This is a genomic window from Halovenus amylolytica (assembly GCA_004015825.1).
In the GTDB taxonomy this organism is placed as follows: domain Archaea; phylum Halobacteriota; class Halobacteria; order Halobacteriales; family Haloarculaceae; genus Halovenus; species Halovenus amylolytica.
In genome coordinates this window covers 1-19485 of the sequence record SAYS01000017.1, presented here as the reverse complement: position 1 = coordinate 19485, position 19485 = coordinate 1, and the positions used below count along the sequence as shown (strand labels likewise).

Sequence of the window (19485 nt, the reverse complement as noted above, 5' to 3'; positions counted from 1 at the left end):
ACCGTTTATTTCGGTCCCGGTCGTGGGGCGGGTATGAAAGAGCGTTCCGTCCGTCTCGGCGTCGACGTCGGCGGCACGTTTACCGACGTGGTTCTCGTGTCTGCTGGCGATGTGACGACAGCCAAGGTGCCGACGACAGCAGACCAGAGCGAGGGTGTGATCAACGGGATACGGACAGCCTGCGAAGCAGCGGATGTCAAACCCGAGTCGATCGACTCGTTCCGGCACGCGATGACTGTCGCCACGAACGCGATGCTCGAAGGAGAGGGTGCAGAGACGGCACTCGTGACGACCGAGGGGTTCGGTGATCTGCTGGCAATCGGTCGCCAGGATCGCCCGTCACTGTACGATCTCTCTGCACGGAAGCCGACTCCGCTCGTCCCGAACGAACACCGCTACGAGATCGAAGAACGCGCCACGGAATCGGGGATCGAGAAGGGGGCGAGTGACAGCGACCTGGCGGACCTGCTCGACGAAATCGACGAGACAGTCGAAAGCATCGCAGTCTCCTTTCTGCACGCCTACGCTCAGCCGGATAACGAACGCCAGGTCGCAGACGTTCTCCGGACGGAAACAGACGCCTACGTCGTCGCCTCGCACGAAGTACTGCCTGAGTTCCGGGAGTACGAGCGAACCGCAACGACGGTCGCAGCGGCCTACGTCACGCCGATCATCAGCGAGTATCTCGGCCGACTCGAACGGAAGGCGACGGCGCTCGGAATGCCAGCACCCGAAGTTATGCAGTCAAACGGTGGGATCGCAGAGACAGACCAGATCCGTGATCAGGCCGTCACAACTGTACTCTCCGGACCAGCCGGCGGCGTGGTCGGAGCGTCCCTGTTCGAAGAAGATACTCACGAAGGAATTATTACGTTCGACATGGGCGGAACGTCCAGCGACGTGAGTCTGGTCAGAAACGGCGCAATCGAGCGGACGACCGAGGGGAGCGTCGGTGAGTACCCGGTCCACGTGCCGATGGTCGACATCGAGACAGTCGGTGCAGGCGGCGGCTCGATAGCCTGGATCGACGAGGGCGGGGCACTCCGGGTCGGGCCGCAGTCTGCCGGCGCCGAGCCGGGCCCCGCCTGCTACGGGAAGGGAGGAACCGAGCCGACGGTGACCGATGCGAGTCTCCTGCTCGGATATCTGGGAGCCGAGACAGAACTCGGAGAGGGGCTGACACTCGACGGGGACGCATCGCAAGATGCATTCGAGCAGCTGGTCGACGCATCGAGTCTGGATAGTCCGATCGAAGCAGCTCGCGGCACCTACCGGATCGCGAACGAACGGATGGCCCGGGCAGTCAGGGCGGTCACCGTCCAGCAGGGCCACGACCCCAGAGAGTTCGCGCTCGTGGCGTTTGGCGGGGCCGGACCGATGCACGCCGCCGCGCTCGCAGAGAGCCTCGGCATCGAGACGATCCGGATTCCACTGGCGAACGGTGTTCTCTCGGCCCTCGGCTTGCTGGCCGCGCCGGAGCGCCACGACGCCTCCCAGACGATCCACGAGTTACTCGGAACAGTCGATCTCGGGACAGTGGAGGGGACGTATGCGACCCTCGGCGACCGAGTCAGCAAGGATGTAACCGACCCGGAGAACGCAACCATGGTCCGGCAGGCAGATCTGCGATACGAGGGTCAGAGCCACGAGTTAACCGTCGAAGTCGGCGAGCCATTCGACCGGAAATCAGTCAGCGAGCAGTTCCACGATGCCCACGAACGAGCGCGTGGTTATCGCCTGACCGACGAACCGATCGAGATCGTCACTGTTCGGTTGACAGCGACGATTTCAGGCGACAAACCAAAAATTGCCCACGAAGGTACAGAAAAGAAAGTTCGTGAGAGGCGGAATGCGTACTTCGATGGAAGCTTTCGGGAGACGCCAGTATTCGAGCGGGAACAGATCCACGCGGGGGCGACCATCGACGGGCCAGCCATCTTCGAGGGCGGCGAGAGTACGGTCGTCGTGAAACCAGGGTGGACAGCAACGGTAGATATGCAGGGGACGCTCACGCTACAGGAAACAGAGAGGGAAGAGCGATGACAGTGGACCTCGATCCGATCGAACTGGAGATACTGCGCACCCAGCTCGAAAGCGTCGCCGAGGAGATGGGTGAAACACTCATCAGAGGCGCCTACTCGCCGAACATTACCGAGCGCCGGGACTGCTCGACCGCGCTGTTCGATACAGACGGGCGGATGGTTGCACAGGCCGAACACATCCCCGTCCATCTGGGTGCGATGCCCGAAGCGGTCGACGCCGTCCTCGGCTGTTCGCCACAGCCCGGCGACGTTTTCGTTCTCAACGACCCATTCACGGGCGGGACCCACCTCCCGGACGTGACACTGGTGTCACCCATCTCCTACGAGGGAGAGATAACCGGCTACGCCGTCTCACGCGCCCATCACGCCGATATCGGTGGAATGACACCGGGGAGCATGCCCGCGGGCGCGCGGGAGATCCAGCAGGAGGGGCTTCGGCTGCCGCCGGTCCGGCTGGTCGACGGTGGCGAGCGAAACGAGGACGTGCAGTCGCTCTTTCTGGCGAACGTCCGCAATCCGGAACAGCGCCGCGCAGATCTGGAGGCCCAGCTCGGTGCGAACGAACGCGGGCAGCGCAGAATGTGCGAACTGCTCGACAAACACGGCGACCGCCTCCGGGCAGCCTTCGACGCCGTTATCGACTACTCCCGGGAGCGGGTCGAACACGAACTCGAAACGATCCCTGACGGCGAGTACCACGCGCAGGATCTGCTGGAGGGAGACGGCGTCACCGAGGACGAGATCCCGATCGAGGTGACAGTCACGGTCGACGGCGGGTCGGTGACAATCGACTTTACTGGGACAGCCTCACAGGTCGCAGGGAACGTCAACGCACCGCTGGCGGTGGCAAAGAGTGCGGTCTACTTCGTCATCAGGTGCGTCACCGATCCGGATATCCCGCCGAACCACGGCTGTTACGAGCCAGTGACGGTCCGCGCACCCGAGAGATCGCTGCTCAATCCGGCACCGCCTGCGGCCGTCGTCGGTGGCAACGTCGAGACGAGCCAGCGCGTGACCGACGTCGTCTTCGCAGCGCTGGCCGACGCCGCACCGGGACGTGTCCCCGCACAGGGACAGGGGACGATGAACAATCTGATCATCGGCTCCCCGGAGTTTGCCTACTACGAGACGATCGGCGGCGGGGCCGGTGCGAATCCGGGCTCCGATGGGCTCTCGGGTGTCCAGGTCGGGATGACGAACACGCTCAACACCCCGATCGAAGCCCTGGAAACCGAGTACCCGCTCCGTGTCGAGCGGTACGCTCTCCGCGATGGGAGTGGAGGTGATGGAACGTACAGGGGTGGGGACGGTCTCGTTCGCTCGGTAACCGTCGAAGCGGACGCGACGGTCTCGCTGCTAACGGAACGTCGCACACACGCTCCTGCCGGAGTGGCCGGCGGCGAGGATGGCTCGACCGGCCGGAATCTGATCGACGAAAATAAAGTCCCTTCGAAGGTTACAAAAGAGATCGGCGCGGGAACGACAGTTACAATCGAGACACCGGGCGGTGGTGGGTATGGAGTCGCGGACGAGGAGACAGAAAACGATAGCTAACTACGGATTACTGCAAGTCGTCGATCTCGGCGAGTAACTCGTCTATCTCTGGACGGTCGAACGTCGAGTTTCCTTCGTGAGTGAAAAATACATCCGGTTCGTCGCCGCGGCAATCGAGGAGGACGACCTTCGGCATTCGACCGAAAAAGTCACTGATCTTTCCGAGCAAGCCGTACTTAACTGGCTGGTCGTACTGATCGCTCACCTGGGTTTCTGGGTCGGCACAGAGCGGGAAGGGGAGGTCGTACTGTTCCTGCCACTCCCGTAGTTTCTCGGCTGGTTCGGGGACGATCGAGACGACAGCCGTGTTTCGCTCCTGGAACTCGTCGTAGCGGCGTGCGACATCCTGCACCTGACTGCGGCAGTTTGTGCAGTAGTGATCACGCTGAAAGAGCAGGAGGACGAAATCGTTCTCGTCTGCGAGTTTACCGAGCGAGAGACGTTCGGGTCCGGCCCCGACATTTTCGAGTTCGAAGTCAGTGATCGATTGCATAGACTGACTTCGCGGTCCACGGACAAAATGGTTCCTCGGTAGAAATGGTGTCCGGAGTATTCAGAAATACCGCTATGGGCAGCAAGAAAGCCCCCGGTCGCTTTCAGTCCCACTCACATAGCTTGGTTGGCCGACCGATACGGGTGGGCTTTCTTGCTGTTTCGAATCCAGCAGGAGGTGATTCTGAGTCAGTAGACGAAATCAACAGTCGAAGCACGTGCAAGGCCGGTACTTACAACAGCACCGAACACTCAGACAGGATATGACCAGACAGGCCGTCACGGATGGGTTCGAGCAGTTCGTCGGCGATGCGATCGAGCAGACAGCAGCGGAGTTCAGTCTCTCGCGTGTCATCGGTGGCTCGCAGGGCGGAATGATCGATCGGCTGCTCGAGAGTTCGGAGAACCTCCAAGAAACCCTCGTCGAACCGAAGCTGGCCGAACACCGCCAGGAGATCATCACTCAGTTCGATGTGATCCTCGATTACGCAGAATCTGACAGCCCGATCGACGAGTACCGGACGGCGATTCTCGACGCTGACTCCTTCGCCGACAGCCTCCGGCCCGACCTGCCCGACGACCGCAGACAGACCGTCCTCGACGAACTGCTCGAACGACACCGCAAACTCGGCGATGCAGTCGAGCCGGTACTGCTCGCCGAGGAGTCCGATTTCTGGGTCGCGGCACGGAACGCACTCACCGAAGCGGAGGCAAAACAGCTCGTCGAAGAGCATTTTGCCTTTACCGGCCCACTCCGAGACCACCGGAGTGCCTTCGCGATGGAAACGACGATCGATCCAGCGGAGGTTCTCGGTGGTCTCGGCGGCATGTTCGGTGGCTCGGAGATCGAAATTGAGTACACCGACGAGGCGCTGCGAGCGATGCGTCACGCCGAACGAGAAGTGATCGCAGACGCAACGTCGAACGTCGAGGCACAGTTCGAGTGAGTGGACTCGAACGGAGGTCGGCTGTGACAAGTCGGCACACGGCTGGCAAACCCTGATATGGCCGGTCTCCCTAGAGAGTTGCGTGACTGCGGAGCCAGTGACCCTCGCCGAAGAGTTTCTCCTCGCGATCAGATACGACGAGCCCACAGCGTCCTACGTCGACGAACTTGCCAGGCTCGACAGCGGCGCCCTCGCGGCTGCACTCGATTCGGACCGCAAGCGGCTGGCGTTCTGGATCAACCTCTACAACGCGGCGACACAGCGCGCGCTCGCGGACGACCGGTCCCAGTACGAGAGTCGCCGGACGTTTTTTACGAAACCGCTTCTCACAGTCGCCGGCAGGGAGTTGAGCCTCGACGATATCGAACACAAGATCCTGCGCCGCTCCTACAGCAAGTGGACACTCGGCTACCTGCGAACGCCCCGGCGAGGGGATTTTTTCGACCAACACGAACTCACCGAACGCGATCCCCGGATTCATTTCGCGGTCAACTGTGGTGCCGAGAGCTGTCCACCGATCGCCGTCTACACCGCCGAGGAGATCGACAGACAACTCGACTGGGCCACCGAAGGCTATCTCGACACCTACGTCGAGTACGACCCCGAAAAAGGTCGCGCGCTCGTTCCCCGACTGTTGCTGTGGTACCGTGGTGATTTCGGCCGGAAGCGCGATATCGTCGACTTTCTGGTGCGGTACGAACAGCTCCCGCCGGGGGCAAAGCCACGGCTGTCGTACCGCGACTGGGACTGGTCGCTGGATCGCCTGAAATTCAGTTCGCAGGACGTTGCAGCGGCCGACGAATAGTCCCAGTAACTCACTCTGAGAGAGCCTACGTCACAGACGGATCGCCGGTGATCGCCGAAGAGATGGGTTTTTATGATCCCAGCGGATGCTACCGATGATGAACGACGGGACCGGTCAGGACCGGATCGGATCGCTGCTCGACGACGAAACACTCGAGTCGGTCGTCGCTACGATGGGAGACGTGATCCTGGTCCTCGATGGGGACGGGACGATTCAGACTGCTGTCGGAACAGAGACGACACTTGGATATCCACCCGAACAACTTGTCGGTAGCTCGATCGCAACGCTGCTGTCGATGGATCTGCCGCCGGTTCTCGATTTCGACATCACGACAGCCCAGGAACTGCAGGCGACGGTGAGTGGTCGAGGGACGGAACACCCGACTGTACCGTTCGGGACGGTAGACGGCGCGATAGTGCCGCTCACGCTGTCTATCGTTTCCCGGGATGGTGACCACATCTGTGTCGGACAGGAAACAACCGGGCAACTCGGGCACACTCATACCGACCTGCGCGACGCCATCGCAGATCCGATCTACGTCCTCGATGCCGAGAACTGTTTTCGACGAGTCAACGACGCCATGGTCGAGCGGACAGGCTACGACCGCGAGGCACTCCTCGGTCGCGAGTTCAGTGACATCGTGCCTGCCAGCAGCTACGACAGGATCACACCGCACATGGCTGGCGAAGTCGACGGTTCGGAGGCAGAACGAATCGAGATGACCGTCGTCACAGCGGACGGTGAGCCGATCCTGACAGAGGCACACGTTACAGTGATCAGCGACGAGAGCGGTGCGTACGCCGGGTCAGTCGGTGTCCTCCGGGAGATCCGCGAGCGAAAGCGACACGAACAGGATCTGGAACTGCTCAAGCAGGTGTTGACGCGCGTGTTCCGACACAACATCCGTAACGAGCTGATGGTCACGAAGACCCACGCGGAGGTCCTCGCAGACCGGATCGATCCGGAGCTTCACACACATACGAAGGAGATACAGCAGTCAGCCGACCGACTGCTCGATTATAGTGAGAAAGCGCGATTTATCAAGGAAGTAATCGAAACCCAAGAACGCTACGAGTTCGATATCACGTCGGCCGTCGAAGAGGTCGTCGAGCCCGCCAGAGAGCGAAATCCAGCGGCATCGATAACCCTCGAACTGCCGGCAGGGGTGTCAGTCCAGGCACATCCACACATCGACAAGGCACTCGAGGAGCTCGTCGGGAACGCGATCGAACATGCGCCGGACGCCGATGCACAGCTTCAGATCTGGATCGATCGGGAGGGAGCTAGCGAGACGCTATTTATCGAAGACGAATCCGGCGGACTCGCAGAGGAAGAGATCCGAGTTCTCCGGAGCGGCTCCGAAGACACGCTCGAACACGGAAGCGGTGTGGGACTGTGGCTGGTCCGGTGGCTCGTCGACTACTCCGGAGCCGAGTTGATCGTCCACCGAACTGACGAGGGCACACTCGTCGGCATTCGGTTCGACCACACAGAGACACCCGATATCGACGAGTCACCGCTGACGAGTGCACCGGAGCGCGTCCGGGATATCTCACCCGAGTCGTTCCACGGTGAGACTGTTATCGGGCGGGTGGAGATACTCGAACAACTCGAGACGATCTACGGCGACCTGGAGCGAAAGGGGAGCCAGACAGTGTTGCTCACCGGCGAAGCCGGGATCGGGAAATCGACGCTGGTCGAACAGTTTCGCGAACGGCTCGCCGAGCAGGACCAGCCCCCGATCGTTGCGACTGGATTCTGCGAGAAAGACGTCCAACCCCCGTATCACGCCTTCAGACAGGTCGTTCGGGAGCTACCCGGCGAACGGGAGCTGGCTGAGTTGCTGGCTGACGCCGCATCGCTGTCTGCCACCGACGCCGACCGGGTTGCCCAGCGCAAACGGGGACTGTTTGCGGACATCGCCGAGCAACTTCGGACAGTCTCCGAGAACAATCCGGTCGTCTTGCTCGTCGAAGACATGCAGTGGGCGGATCGCGGCACCATCGAACTATTCGAGTATCTAACCGAGGAAGTGGGCCGGTGGGGACATCGAGTGCTGTTTCTCGGCACCTACCGCACGAGCGACGTCGAACAAAGCCATCCAGTACTCGAGATTACCACGGAAACTGCCGAAACCGGTCGTGGGACGATCATCGATCTCGAGCCGTTCGACGAGAGTGAGATCCGGCTGCTTCTCTCGGACATACTGGAAATCGAAGAGATTCCAGGGCCGTTCGTCGAGGCAGTCAGCGATCATACTGGCGGCACACCGCTTTTCGTCACGGAACTCGGTCGACATCTCGCCGAGACGGTCGGGCCAGTCCAGAGTGGGGCAGCTCTCCCGGAGAGTCTGGACACCGTCCCCCAGACGGTCGAGCATGCGATTACAGAGCGACTGGAAACGGTACCCGAGGCAGTTCAGCCAGTACTCGGACTCGGTGCAGTAATCGGCCGGGAGTTCTCCTTCGACGTCCTGCGGGCAGCGAGCGAGCAGCGGGTCGGTGAACTCGTCAGAGCGATCGACACGCTGGTCGACCGACAGATATGGACCAGATCGGGTGGAGACATCGAATTCGTCCACGGAGTAGTCCGGGAGCAGACACTGACCGGGATTCCCGACGAGGATCGCAACCGGTTCCACAGTCGCGTTGCGGAAGCGATCGAATCGGTACACGCGGGCGAAATCGACGAGCACGCAGCCCGGCTCGCGAATCACTACGAGCAGATCGGCGAGGACGACACAGCCTTCGAGTTCTACCGACAGGCAGGAGCCCACGCTGCCGAGACGTACGCCAACGAGGACGCGGTCGATCACTACGAACGGGCGCGCTCGCTCGCCGAGAGAGACGAGCAGATCGATCGGAGCGCACTCGCTGCCGTCCTTACCGAACTGGGTGATCTCCACGGGCTACGAGGCGAACACGACACGAGCCATGCGTTACACGAACAGAGTCTCGATCTCTCGCGCGATATCGACGATAGCGAGGGTATCGCAAAGAGTCTGAACGATCTTGCAGGGATCGCCTACAACCAGGGAGAGCTAGATCGGGGCCGGGAGTACGCCGAAGAGAGTCTCGAACTCTATCGCGACCGTGGTGACCGCAACGGTGAGGCAGACTGTCTGACCACGCTCGGTGATATCGCCAGCGGACAGGGAGAGTACGACACGGGTCGGGAGTACTACGAGCAAAGTCTAGCTATATTTCGGGAGATCAGTGATCGGTACGGGACAGCGAAAAACCTGCAGAAACTCGGCATCATCGAGTGGCGACACAGCGAGTACGACCAGGCCCGTGAGTACTACGAGCAGAGTCTCACGATCTTGCGAGAGCTCGGAGACCGCCCCGGAGAAGCGGGCTGTCTGAACAATCTCGGGCTGATCGCGTCCAATCGGGGACGGTACGAGCAGGCGCGCGACTACTACGAGCAGAGCCTCGAAATTTCCCGCGAGATCGGAAACCGGGACTACGTGGCACGGACGCTGAGCAATCTCGGGGGTGTCGCCGGGAAACAGGGCGCGTACGACCGTGCCCGCGAGTACTACGAAGAGGGTCTGACCATTCTTCGGGAGATCGGTGACCGCAACGGCGAGGCTGGCTGTCTGAACGGCCTGGGCGATATCCTCGGGAGACTGGGGCAGTACGAACAGGCCCGAACCTATCTGGAGCAAAGCCTCGACATCTCCCGCGAGATCGGACGACCGCGAAGCCAGGCCGAAAGTCTCCACAATCTCGGGCATATCGACCGCAGACAGGGCAAATACGGGACAGCGAGTGACCGTTTCGATGAGGCACTCGACATCTTCCGTGAGATCGGCGACCGACGGAGCGAGGCGCGAACGCTGAACGGACTCGGAGTACTGGCCTACAGACGAGGAGCAGTCGACCGCGCCCGGGAGTATCTCACCGAGGCGCGTGAAATCGCAACTGCGATAGACGCATCAGAGGCCGAGATCATCAGCCTCCGTGGGCTCGGTGCAGTGGCGCGCGAGGAGGGAGTGTACGACCAGGCAGCGGACGATCTGCAGGACAGTCTCGGGCTCTGCGAAGAGACGGAGAGTCGCCACCAGTCTGCACGAACGCGGCTGGAGGATACTCGACTCGCGATCGAACAGGGGAACCGCAGGTCTGCACGTGAGAGTGTCGGGCGGGCCGAAAAGATCACCAGTGAGCTGGGTACACCGCACGATCAGGCACGGGCGAGGCTGTTGAGCGGACGGATCGCTGCTGCGTCTGACTCCCCGGACGCGGCCAGCACGCACTGGCAACAGGCACTCGAAGCGTTCGAACGGGTTGGTGCACCGCACGATACACTGACGACGCTCCAGCATCTCGCCGACCACGATGCGGCCGACGCGGACAGGTGGGTCGAGAAAGCGACGGCGGTATTCGAGGACGCGCCCGAACCAGTGAAACGACAGCACCGTGGCTGGCTCTCGGACCGTGTAGCCGAGATAGAGTAGTCACGCCGCGACCCAGCACCAGCCAGCCATCTGCGCCAGCAGCAGCCCCACCATCGCGCTCACTGTCGGCCACGGGACGTGCCGTTTCGTGTAACCGTAGGCACCCCAGACGAGCAGCGGAGCGACCGCCAGACTCGCCAGCACGACGATTCGTGGCAGAACAGTTCCAGAGAGGACGAGGAGGACGAACCCAGCGAGGATCACAATCGCGACGTAGCATCGCCGGAGCAGGCTGGCTGGCCACTGCACAGCGAGCGTTCGCTTCCCGGCTTTCGCGTCTGCCTTCCGGTCGGGCCACTGCGTCGCGAAGAGGTTGAGCAGGACAACCAGGAAGAACGGAACCGAAGCGAGTGCGACGAAGCCAGCATCGCCGCCGACAACGGCCCCGCCGTAGACCGGCAGTACCAGCCCACCGAGCGCCGCGTTGTCGAGTTCGCCCCAGCCGCGCCAGGCGAGTTTGAGCGGTCCGACGGAGTACTGCCAGCCGAAGACGGCGATGACTGTGAGCACTGCGACAGCTGACAGCGGGAGGACGCCAGCAGTCGTGAGCACGGCTGTGAGGACGGTTCCAAGCGCAAGCGAGCCGATCGCTGCCTTCAGTGGAACTGTACGAGGCAGGCCAGTTCGTGCGAGCGCGCCGCTCCCGCCGGAGAACGGAGTTCGATCGGTAATCGCGTCGGTTTCGTAGTCGGCGTACTCGTTGGCGTAGTGGACACTCGCAGCGATCGGCAAGATCGCAACAGCGCCAGCGACGAGCGCGCTCGTCGAATCTGTCGCACCGTTTGCGAGTGCGATTTTCGCGCCGAAGAGGTAGACCGCAAGGATGAGAAGCAGTTGCGAGGGACGGCTGGTCTTGAAGAGAGTCCACGCAACTGCCCGGTACCGCGCCATATGAGCCGAGTTTGAACGGCTGAGGTATGTGTGATTCGTTCCCGCCCGGAACAAAAACCGAAACGGGTAATAACGACCCTCGGATATAGTTGGACAAGCCGAGGTAGCCTAGCCTGGCCAAGGCGCCTGCTTCGAGAGCAGGTCTCCGTAAGGACTCGAGCGTTCAAATCGCTCCCTCGGCGTTTCTGCGAATTTAATCAGCGAGCGACCGCTTTGCGTGTGGCGAGCACGACTGAAGTCAGTCGATGAACACGCCTGCAAACGCCCGGAAACTCTCTGCGCCGTTTTCGACCAGCGCTTTCGGGAAGGAGCGACGCGCGCCATCGAGTGCGTCTTCGAGCGCTGCCGTCGCATCCTCGGTCACGGGATCACCGTGACCGACGAGAATTCGCGCTGGTTCGATCCCAGCGAGTTGTTGTGGTGGCACGAGCCGGTGGAACAGTTCTATCCCGAGTCGTTCGTCGTCGATCAAAAACGTACTCATCGTCCCCAACGTGTCACCGACGACGAGTGTCCGGCTGGGCTCGTGGTACCAGAACACCTCGTCCCAGCCGGGGAAGGGTTGGCGCGGGAGGATCTGAAACTCGTCGTTCGGCGAGAGGGTGTACCGTTCGACTGGCGCATCGACCCGCTCCTCGACACGGCCCATCCACTCGGGGATGTGGACGGGCACGTCGTATTTTCGGGCGAACGCGCCTGCATCGCGGGCGTGGTAATTGAGAAGAACAGCGACGCCGGCGACCTCACCGAGCGGAGAAATGAGGTCGTCGACGTTTGGCGCGTGGAGTGGATCGAACAGCCAGACATCATCCCCGGTCTGGATGGCGTGGCTCGCGCGCTGTCCCCCCTCGTCGGGGTGTGCGATCCAGCTCACGCCACCATCCCACTCGGCTGCGATGCGTGCGCGACTCGGATCGCTCCGTTCGTACATGAATTTGGGTTTTATTGGCTGCTAATTATAGTATCTGATTCCGGACAGATGATGTGTGTGGAAAAATTGGAACTCGAATGACTGTTCTGAGTCGGTGTCCTCACAGTTCACACAGTACAAACGCCATCACTCAAGTTCGAAGTCCTTTTATCCGTAACTGGAATAGACCCACCAACTCGCTGGCCGACACGGGCACCAGCGGGCACCTGTCAGCTACAGGTCGGGATGTGAACTCTGGGCGGGTACCCCCGCCACAGTGGTGGCACAGCCACCCAGGGTTTGAACCACACAACGCCCGTGGGTGAAACCACATGGCACGAAGCTTCTACTCACACATCCGGGACGCGTGGAAAGACCCGGGCGACGGCAAGTTAGCGGAACTACAGTGGCAACGCATGCAGGAATGGCGCAAGCAGGGCTCGATCGAGCGGATCGACCGACCGACCCGCCTCGACCGGGCGCGCTCGCTTGGCTACAAAGCAAAACAGGGCATCATCGTGGTCCGCGTCAGCGTCCGCAAGGGCGGTGCACGCAAACAGCGACACAAAGCTGGCCGACGCTCCAAACGCCAGGGTGTCACTCGCATCACGCGACGCAAGAACATCCAGCGCATCGCCGAGGAACGAGCCGCACGCAAGTATCCGAACCTGCGCGTGCTCAACTCCTACTGGGTCGGTGAAGACGGCAGCCAGAAGTGGCACGAACTCATTCTGGTCGACCCGAACCACCCCGCCATCGAAAACGACGACGACCTCAACTGGATCTGTGACGACGCCCACGAGAGCCGCGCACTCCGTGGCCTCACGAGCGCCGGGAAACAGAACCGTGGCCTCGGATCGAAAGGCAAAGGCTCGGAGAAGACGCGCCCGAGCATCAGCGCCAACAGCGGCCAGGGCAAATAGAGCGACGCCGCGGTTCGGTTTTTTATTCTACAGCTGGTCGAGCAGCGTCTCCGCCGCCTGCCCCGAGGATGGTGGTCCACGCGCCGTGATCAGGTCACCGTCGACAGTCACACTCGTATCGCTGTCGAGTTCGGCATCCCAGTCTGCGCCCGCGGCCGTGACCTCCTGTTCGATCCAGTAGGGCAGCTTCCGGCCGTCCGGCATCCGGTCGAGCTCGTCGACGATTCCCTCCTCCCAGGCGTCCGGGAAGCCAGTCACCGGCCGGTCCTCGACGAGAATCTCACCGTCCGAATCCCGCGCGAATGCGAGGATTCCGACAGCGTGACAGACCACGAGTGCGACGCCGTCGTCACCCTCGACGGCAGTTCGAAGAGCCTGACGGGCGTGTCTGTCCTGGTTGATGTCCCAGACAGTGCCGTGGCCGCCGGGGAAGACAACCGCGTCGTACGCTGCGGCGTCGACTTCGGCGATCGGTTCCGGGTTGTTCAGTCGCTCGTCGTTCTGGTCGGCGTCGCGACACTCCTCGATGATATCCTCCTCGACCTCCTCGGGATCGAGCGAGCGTTCGTCGATCTCCGGCTTCTCACCTGTGGGTGTCGCGACCGTAATATCGACACCAGCTTCGGTGAGTTTGTTGAGGGGTTTGATACACTCCTCGCCCCAGTAGCCGTGCTCACTGACGATGAATAATGCAGTAGTCATATGCAGATACGTATTCGGGCTGAAGGGGTGTCTACCTTGTGCTTGACACTCGAAATATGCGCGTCGCTGACGGAGATTGCACACGCAAAAAAACGGAACCGGACGGGTGAACCGCTCGTTAGTCGTCGGCGACGGCGCTTTCGAGCTGGTTGACGTCGATCGAGCCCGTAAGCTCCGTGTACGGGTACGGCATCCCGATTCCCTCTGCATCGAACCGCCGTTTGACGTTCTCGACGAGTTGGTGTTTGACGCCGCCAGCCCCCGTCTCCTTGGGGTTGATCCAGACTCGTCCGTTCAGCACGACGGCCGAATCTGCGAGGCCGGTGACCGGAGCCGACGGGGCCGGCTCCTCGAGAACGCCGTCGATTTTGGCTGCCTCTTCGAGGATGATCGACCGTGCCTCCTTGATGCTCGCGTCGTACTCGATCCCGAAGTCGAACGTGACCCGCCGTGTGTCGTTCGCGACGGGGTTCGTGACGGTACCGTTCGCGAGATCACTGTTCGGAACCGTGACCCGTGCGTTGTCGAACGTCTCGAGTTTCGAGACACGGAGGTTGATCTCACGGACGATCCCGCTGTTGCCGTTCCACTCGATGTAATCGCCGACATCGAAGGGCTCGTCCTTGATGATGAAAATGCCCGCGATGAAGTTCTGGACGATATCGCTTGCAGCGAAGGCGAAACCGAGCGCGAGCGCAGCGAAGATCGTCGCAAAGGCCGAGAGGATCACCGGGAAGCCGGCGACCACCGACGCGACCGCGACCGCCCCAAACACGGCGATCGTCCCGGCGATACTCGATCCGAGGCTGACGATCGACGGTGAAAACTCCCGCTCGTTGAGCGCACGCCTGGTCAGCCGAACCACGAGTGGCTTCCCGACGAGGTAGAGCACCAGGAACGTGACGACGAACAGTAACAGCGTGATGACCGACGAAACGATTAGATCACCATACTCTGATGTAAACTCACCGGGGCTTGTTGGTACCCCCTGTAGAACTGTTGTTAACACATCTGTGTTAGTCTGTAGCTGGATACATATGAGTTTTGCCCAACAAAATTATGATTCGTCGACAATTTCGAGCCCACGGTTGTTGACTGCATTCGGATCCAGACCGATCTCTTCGAGGAAGTTTTTGTACTCGCGTTCGCACTGCTCGGCGTCTTTCTGTTTATCCGAGGCGTGATCACAGAGTTTGAGTAGATCCTCGGGCACGTCGTTGGTGTGGACGATCCAGTGGTTGACCAGATCGGAGAGTCGCCGGATCGGCGAGGTGAAGTGGCCGTAGATCTCGAAGTTGAGCGCGTGGTGGCCGCCGAACGGATCGTTCATGTACTTCGCGCGGGGCATCACCTTCATCACGGCCCACTGGATCTTGTCGAGCTGGCGCTGGGGAGCCTGTTCGAGTGTCGCGTTGACGGCCTTCCGTGGCTCGTCCCACTTGTCACCCGGAATCGAGACGCCCTCGAGATCCTGGATCTCCCGGAGCGCCTCGCTCCACTCGTCGGGGCTGGGCTGTGGATGGACACGGTACATCGCCTCGACACCGCGATCCCACATCAGTTCGTGGGTCACGGCCTTGTTCGCCTTGAGCATACACTCCTCGATGATCGTGTGTGCCCGGTCGCGCCGGGGGTTGAGCACGAGTGAGCCGTCCTCCTTGCGCTGCTCGTGCATCTGATCGGCGAGTTGCCAGACGAGGTCGATCTTCTCGTGCAGCGGTTCGCTCTCGTCTTCGATCCGGGCCTCGGTCTCGGTGTAGGTTAGCCGCTCGTCGCTGTGGATCACCGATTTGTAGATGTCGATGGTCTCGTAGCCGAGGGTCTCCTTGTCGAGGTGCATCTCGACGGTGTGGGCGAGTCGGTCTTCCTCGGGGACCAGCGAGCAGACCGTCTCGGCGAGAATCGGCGGGAGCATGTGGACGGTGTGAGCAGGCAGATAGATCGTGTTCGCGCGCCGGCGGGCCTCGTCCCACATCGCCGTCTCGGGGTTCACGTAGTGGCTAACGTCGGCGATGTGGACCCAGAGGACGAACTCCTCCTCGCGTTCCTCGACCGAGAGGGCGTCGTCGAAGTCCTGGGCGTCGATCGGGTCGGTCGTCCAGGTCTGGAGGTTACGCAGATCCTGGCGTTCGTCGATCTCGTCGGCGATCTCCTGCTGGACGTCCTCGGTGCGGGCTTTGGCCTCCTGGATGACCTCGGGCGGAAACTCGTAGGGAATATCGAACTTCTCGAATAACTCTTCGCGTTTGTTCTCCATGTGCCGGGCCATCTCCTCGTCGATCTCGACGGGCCCCTGCCCCTCGGCAGTCCCGGCGTGCTCCTGGTCGCTATCACTCATGCCCCGGCCTACGACCGAGTGGTAATTAGAGGTGTCGGCGTGTGCCTGTCCTGGAAAACTGCCATCTTTCGCCTGATCAGTAGCGATGGCCTCCGCCACTTGCTCCCTGTGGACCTGTTCCAGAGGCGGTTCTACATAGATGCGACCGTCGTGTGAATGAGTCGTACCAGTGCCAGAGCGAGCGTCGTATCGCGTCTGCATCCGATCGATGCCCTTAGCACACTCCAAAGCAGACAGGCTTGTAATGAACCGACGGTCGGGATGGGCAGTTCGAACGAGGGCCGTGAGATGACCGACGCGACACAGGCGAGCAACCACGCCGGCCCGGACATTGGAGGCTATCCGTGGGCGATCAGTCACTGAGAGCCCACGCCGCTGCGGTCGGTCTCATCTCCACCGGCGCTGTCTTCGGTGCGACGCTCAGGTACGGGATCGAACTCGTGATCGCACACTCACTTGTGGCGACGCTCGGGACGAATCTCGTCGGCTGTTTTCTGCTCGGCCTGCTCATCTTCGACTCCCGGAGCGACGACGTCCTCCCGCGCCGACTCCGACTCGCTTTCGGGACTGGCTTTTGCTCGTCGTTTACGACCTACAGCACGTTCGTCCTCGACGCGGTGACGACAGCCCCGGCCCTCGCGGCGGGCTACGTCGTGACGAGTTACGCCGGCGGGTTCGCTGCTGTTGGACTCAGCTATATAGTCGTTGGCTCGGTCGGCACGACGACACCACAGCAGCCAGCGTGGGGTGACGACTGAATGGAGGCCGCACTGCTCGTCGGGATCGGCGGTGCTGTCGGGGCGAGTGGGCGCTATCTCACTGGGGTCGCGCTCGATGCGTACCCATCGAGTATAACCACTGTGACGGTCAACGTGATCGGAAGTTTCGTCCTCGGCCTGCTGACATTCGCTGCGGTCGGGAGTGATCTCGCACTGTTCGTCGGCGTCGGCGTCTGCGGTGCGTACACGACGTTTTCCTCGTTCAGTTTCCAGACGGTCGATCTCTGGCGACGGGGCCGCCCAGGGTACGCTGTGCTCTACGCCGTCGGGAATTTCGGACTCGCCGTCTGTGCTGTCGCAGTCGCCTATCTGCTCGTGGGCTGACCGATACGACCGCCGGTCACTGATCGAGATGAGCGGTATCGCCGGAGAAATCCAGCACCCAGTCCCCGCCCTCGCGGTGGAGGCGTGTGAGTCCACAGAGTGGTGCGTCTGCCTCCTCCGCGGAGCCGGTCAATCCCTGAACGACCGCGCCGATGGTGAGACCGTGACCGACGAGGAGGACCGTCCCCTCGACATCGTCGGCGATAATCCTGGTCGTCTCGCCGGCCCGCGCCATCGCCTCGGCGTGGCCCTCGGGGAACTCGGGAACGACGTGGGGGTCGTGTCGGAGTCGGACGGGGTCGAACCAGTTGGCCAGCTGTTCGTTCGGAACTGTCTCGGGTTCGGCGTCGAACCACTCCGCGTTGCGGTGTTCACCCAGTCCCGGTTCGAGCAGGGCCTCGTTGCCCGTCTCACGGCAGATCTCCTCGGCGGTTTCGACAGTGCGGAGAAACGGCGATGCGTAGACTGCATCGAGTGTCGTTCCGGAGTCGACGAAGTGGCGGCCGACCCGCCAGGCAGCCCACCGGCCGAGTTCTGTCAGCGGCGGGTCGTGAATCCGGTCAGCGTTGTCCTCCCAGTTCGGATCGATGGTATCCTGTCGTTGCCCGTGCCGGACAGCCCAGACGACATCTGCCATAGCTACTCGTATCTTGCTCCGAGATGTTAAGTACCGCGCCCAGCTGTCGCAACAAATTGACCTCCTCCTCCGCGTGAACGCGGAGGAATCCCACCACGGGATTTCAGGCCGAGTGTAGCGGCCTGTCAGTTTCAAGACGCATACGTTCCAAGCGTCATCTGCTGGATTTCAGCACTCGGCTTGGCTGTCTTGTGGCCCGGTCAAAGAGGCCCCGTCCGTAGCCGAGTTCTTGGAAATCGGAGATTTCCAACGGTCGAAAAATCTTTGATTTTTCTCGACATCGTCACCGGCCTTCTGCCGGGAAGCCCGGTCGCTTCGGCGGCGACTCTCTCCACTACGGTAGCGGTCTGCAATGTTTATTGCCCCATTCACATCGGCTTGATACTCACCGAGCCAGCAGTCGTCATTCGAGCATCTGAACGTCGCCTGTCGTGGCCGGGAGCCGTGTTCACCGCAAGCGTGGCATGCCTTCGACGTGTTCTGGGGATTCACCGTCTCGACGGGAATTCCCGTCTCGGCGGCTTTGTAGCGAATCTGTGCGTGGAGCTTGGCAAACCCCCATCCGTGCAACCGCCGGTTCATGTACTCGCCGTAGTCCATGTTCTCGCGGATGTACGTCAGGTCTTCCAGCACCAGCACTGGATTCTCGACGGACTCGGCGTACTCCACGACCTCGCGGGTCACACGGTGGAACACATCGTCAATCTGATCCCACAGTGCGTCACCGTATGATTCTGCGATTCGTTCACTGCCACGCTTCTGAAGGCGTCTCTTGGCGGTGAAGTAGGTTTTGCGGAGCCGTCGAACGGCTTTGCCGTCGTCGGCCCACAGGCGGGGGCGAACCGGAGAACCAGAGCCGTCGCGGTGACACACCGTGGCGAGACTCGCTTCTCCGATGTCCACACCAATCGGCGTCCTGTCGAGCCCAGCGAGACAGAGCTCGCCAGACGAGTCTGGCGGCGTCCGCTCGTCGGCGGACGCCTCAGATTCGTCCTCCACGTCGCGGGTAGCGGTGATGTGGAGATACCACGTCCCGTCGCGCTTGAACAGCCGACTCTCACCCATTTCGGCGTCGTCTGCGTCTAACGCTTCGAGCCAATCCCGCTGTTCGGGATTGGCGCGTGCCGGTATCCAGAGGTGGTAATCCTCGTGGTGCGGAACTTTGACGTACCACTCGATGGCGTTTTGTGGCTGATGGTCAAGTTGCAGACCCTCGTTGGTGAACCGCACCGGGTGGTCGTCATGAAGCTCGTCGGCGTCGTAGCTGTTCCCACAGAGTTGTGGGACGTACTTTTTGAGAGCGTTTTTCGCGTAGCCGCTCAGGTTGTACTCGACAACCACATCGTTGGCCGCTGACTGTGTGTCACAGCCAGCGGCGAAGGCGGCCTGAAGCGCTTGCTGGTAAGCGTTCCGCGTCTCACGAAGCTTCTGTCGCTTGTGGACATTCGGGTCCACAAGCTTCAGTTCAAGCGTTTTCGTGAGTTCAGTCACGCTTCTGCCTCCTTGTGCCGGTCGATGTAGTTCTCGACGGTTTCGCTGGAGACGTGCCCGGCTGTTCCGGCGTAGTAGCCGCGTGCCCACCGAATTTTCTCGCCGTCGTGGTCGGCGTGGCGGTGGTTGTACTTCCGTGAGGAGATGCCCTTGAACCAGTTGGTGAGCAGTGCCGGACTGTGTTTGGG

At 61.5% G+C, this 19485-nt stretch carries 16 protein-coding genes, 1 tRNA gene and 1 pseudogene; 9 read left to right on the top strand and 9 right to left on the bottom strand.

The features are described 5' to 3' along the window. The first annotated feature begins 33 nt into the window (after positions 1–33). Both EOW68_RS13510 and EOW68_RS13505 read left to right on the top strand, forming a co-directional pair. Complete coding sequence (locus EOW68_RS13510; protein WP_128225695.1) at positions 34–2043, top strand: hydantoinase/oxoprolinase family protein; 2010 nt, start codon at positions 34–36, stop codon at positions 2041–2043. Beyond that, positions 2040–3596 carry a hydantoinase B/oxoprolinase family protein gene (locus tag EOW68_RS13505; protein ID WP_128225694.1) on the top strand — a complete coding sequence of 519 codons (1557 nt, stop codon included), beginning with the start codon at positions 2040–2042 and terminating at the stop codon, positions 3594–3596. The genes EOW68_RS13510 and EOW68_RS13505 overlap by 4 nt, the downstream gene beginning before the upstream one ends. A gap of 7 nt (positions 3597–3603) precedes the next feature. Here the strand turns inward: EOW68_RS13505 and EOW68_RS13500 are convergent, their stop codons facing one another. Further along, on the bottom strand, positions 3604–4089 hold the full coding sequence (locus EOW68_RS13500) for a peroxiredoxin family protein (RefSeq protein WP_128225693.1): 486 nt from the start codon (positions 4087–4089) through the stop codon (positions 3604–3606). Between the two features lie 262 nt (positions 4090–4351). On the opposite strand from EOW68_RS13500, the gene EOW68_RS13495 reads away from it, so the two are divergent. The 3 genes from EOW68_RS13495 (at position 4352) to EOW68_RS13485 (ending at position 10302) form a co-directional block, all read left to right on the top strand. Continuing rightward, entirely contained in the window at positions 4352–5035 is a 684-nt protein-coding gene (locus EOW68_RS13495) for a hypothetical protein (protein WP_128225692.1), read from the top strand. Between the two features lie 82 nt (positions 5036–5117). Beyond that, the gene (locus EOW68_RS13490) at positions 5118–5840 is read left to right on the top strand and encodes a DUF547 domain-containing protein (protein ID WP_431358931.1); all 723 of its coding nucleotides are present in this window, start codon (positions 5118–5120) and stop codon (positions 5838–5840) included. 97 nt (positions 5841–5937) lie between these two features. Next, on the top strand, positions 5938–10302 hold the full coding sequence (locus EOW68_RS13485; RefSeq protein WP_431358930.1) for a tetratricopeptide repeat protein: 4365 nt from the start codon (positions 5938–5940) through the stop codon (positions 10300–10302). On the opposite strand, the gene EOW68_RS13480 is transcribed toward EOW68_RS13485, so the two are convergent. Next, positions 10303–11193 carry a prenyltransferase gene (locus tag EOW68_RS13480; protein WP_128225689.1) on the bottom strand — a complete coding sequence of 297 codons (891 nt, stop codon included), beginning with the start codon at positions 11191–11193 and terminating at the stop codon, positions 10303–10305. A gap of 97 nt (positions 11194–11290) precedes the next feature. Here EOW68_RS13480 and EOW68_RS13475 point away from each other — a divergent pair. Further along, positions 11291–11375, top strand: a tRNA-Ser gene (locus EOW68_RS13475). 56 nt (positions 11376–11431) lie between these two features. Here EOW68_RS13475 and EOW68_RS13470 read toward each other — a convergent pair. After that, positions 11432–12124, bottom strand: coding sequence for an MBL fold metallo-hydrolase (locus EOW68_RS13470; protein ID WP_128225688.1), 693 nt, complete (start codon positions 12122–12124; stop codon positions 11432–11434). A gap of 311 nt (positions 12125–12435) precedes the next feature. On the opposite strand from EOW68_RS13470, the gene EOW68_RS13465 reads away from it, so the two are divergent. Then, positions 12436–13026 carry a 50S ribosomal protein L15e gene (locus EOW68_RS13465; protein ID WP_128225687.1) on the top strand — a complete coding sequence of 197 codons (591 nt, stop codon included), beginning with the start codon at positions 12436–12438 and terminating at the stop codon, positions 13024–13026. Positions 13027–13053: 27 nt separating this feature from the next. On the opposite strand, the gene EOW68_RS13460 is transcribed toward EOW68_RS13465, so the two are convergent. From EOW68_RS13460 to EOW68_RS13450, 3 genes are all read right to left on the bottom strand, one after another. Then, positions 13054–13728, bottom strand: coding sequence for a type 1 glutamine amidotransferase domain-containing protein (locus EOW68_RS13460; protein WP_128225686.1), 675 nt, complete (start codon positions 13726–13728; stop codon positions 13054–13056). 118 nt (positions 13729–13846) lie between these two features. Next, positions 13847–14737 (bottom strand): mechanosensitive ion channel family protein, encoded by an 891-nt coding sequence (locus EOW68_RS13455; RefSeq protein ID WP_128225685.1) that lies wholly within the window; start codon positions 14735–14737, stop codon positions 13847–13849. 48 nt (positions 14738–14785) lie between these two features. Beyond that, positions 14786–16066, bottom strand: coding sequence for an RNB domain-containing ribonuclease (locus EOW68_RS13450; protein WP_128225684.1), 1281 nt, complete (start codon positions 16064–16066; stop codon positions 14786–14788). A gap of 344 nt (positions 16067–16410) precedes the next feature. Between EOW68_RS13450 and EOW68_RS13440 the strand changes: the two genes are divergently transcribed. Then, a complete protein-coding gene (locus EOW68_RS13440; protein ID WP_431358929.1) occupies positions 16411–16824 on the top strand; it encodes a fluoride efflux transporter FluC in 414 nt (137 codons plus the stop codon). Then, positions 16825–17169 carry a fluoride efflux transporter CrcB gene (gene crcB, locus EOW68_RS13435; RefSeq protein ID WP_128225682.1) on the top strand — a complete coding sequence of 115 codons (345 nt, stop codon included), beginning with the start codon at positions 16825–16827 and terminating at the stop codon, positions 17167–17169. A 16-nt stretch (positions 17170–17185) separates the two neighbouring features. On the opposite strand, the gene EOW68_RS13430 is transcribed toward crcB, so the two are convergent. From EOW68_RS13430 to tnpA, 3 genes and pseudogenes are all read right to left on the bottom strand, one after another. Then, a complete protein-coding gene (locus EOW68_RS13430) occupies positions 17186–17806 on the bottom strand; it encodes a histidine phosphatase family protein (RefSeq protein WP_128225681.1) in 621 nt (206 codons plus the stop codon). A 131-nt stretch (positions 17807–17937) separates the two neighbouring features. Continuing rightward, positions 17938–19297, bottom strand: a pseudogene (locus EOW68_RS13425) (RNA-guided endonuclease InsQ/TnpB family protein). Then, positions 19294–19485: IS200/IS605 family transposase (gene tnpA, locus EOW68_RS13420; RefSeq protein WP_128225680.1), on the bottom strand; the 192-nt coding region annotated here is incomplete at its 5' end. The pseudogene EOW68_RS13425 and the gene tnpA, both read right to left, overlap by 4 nt.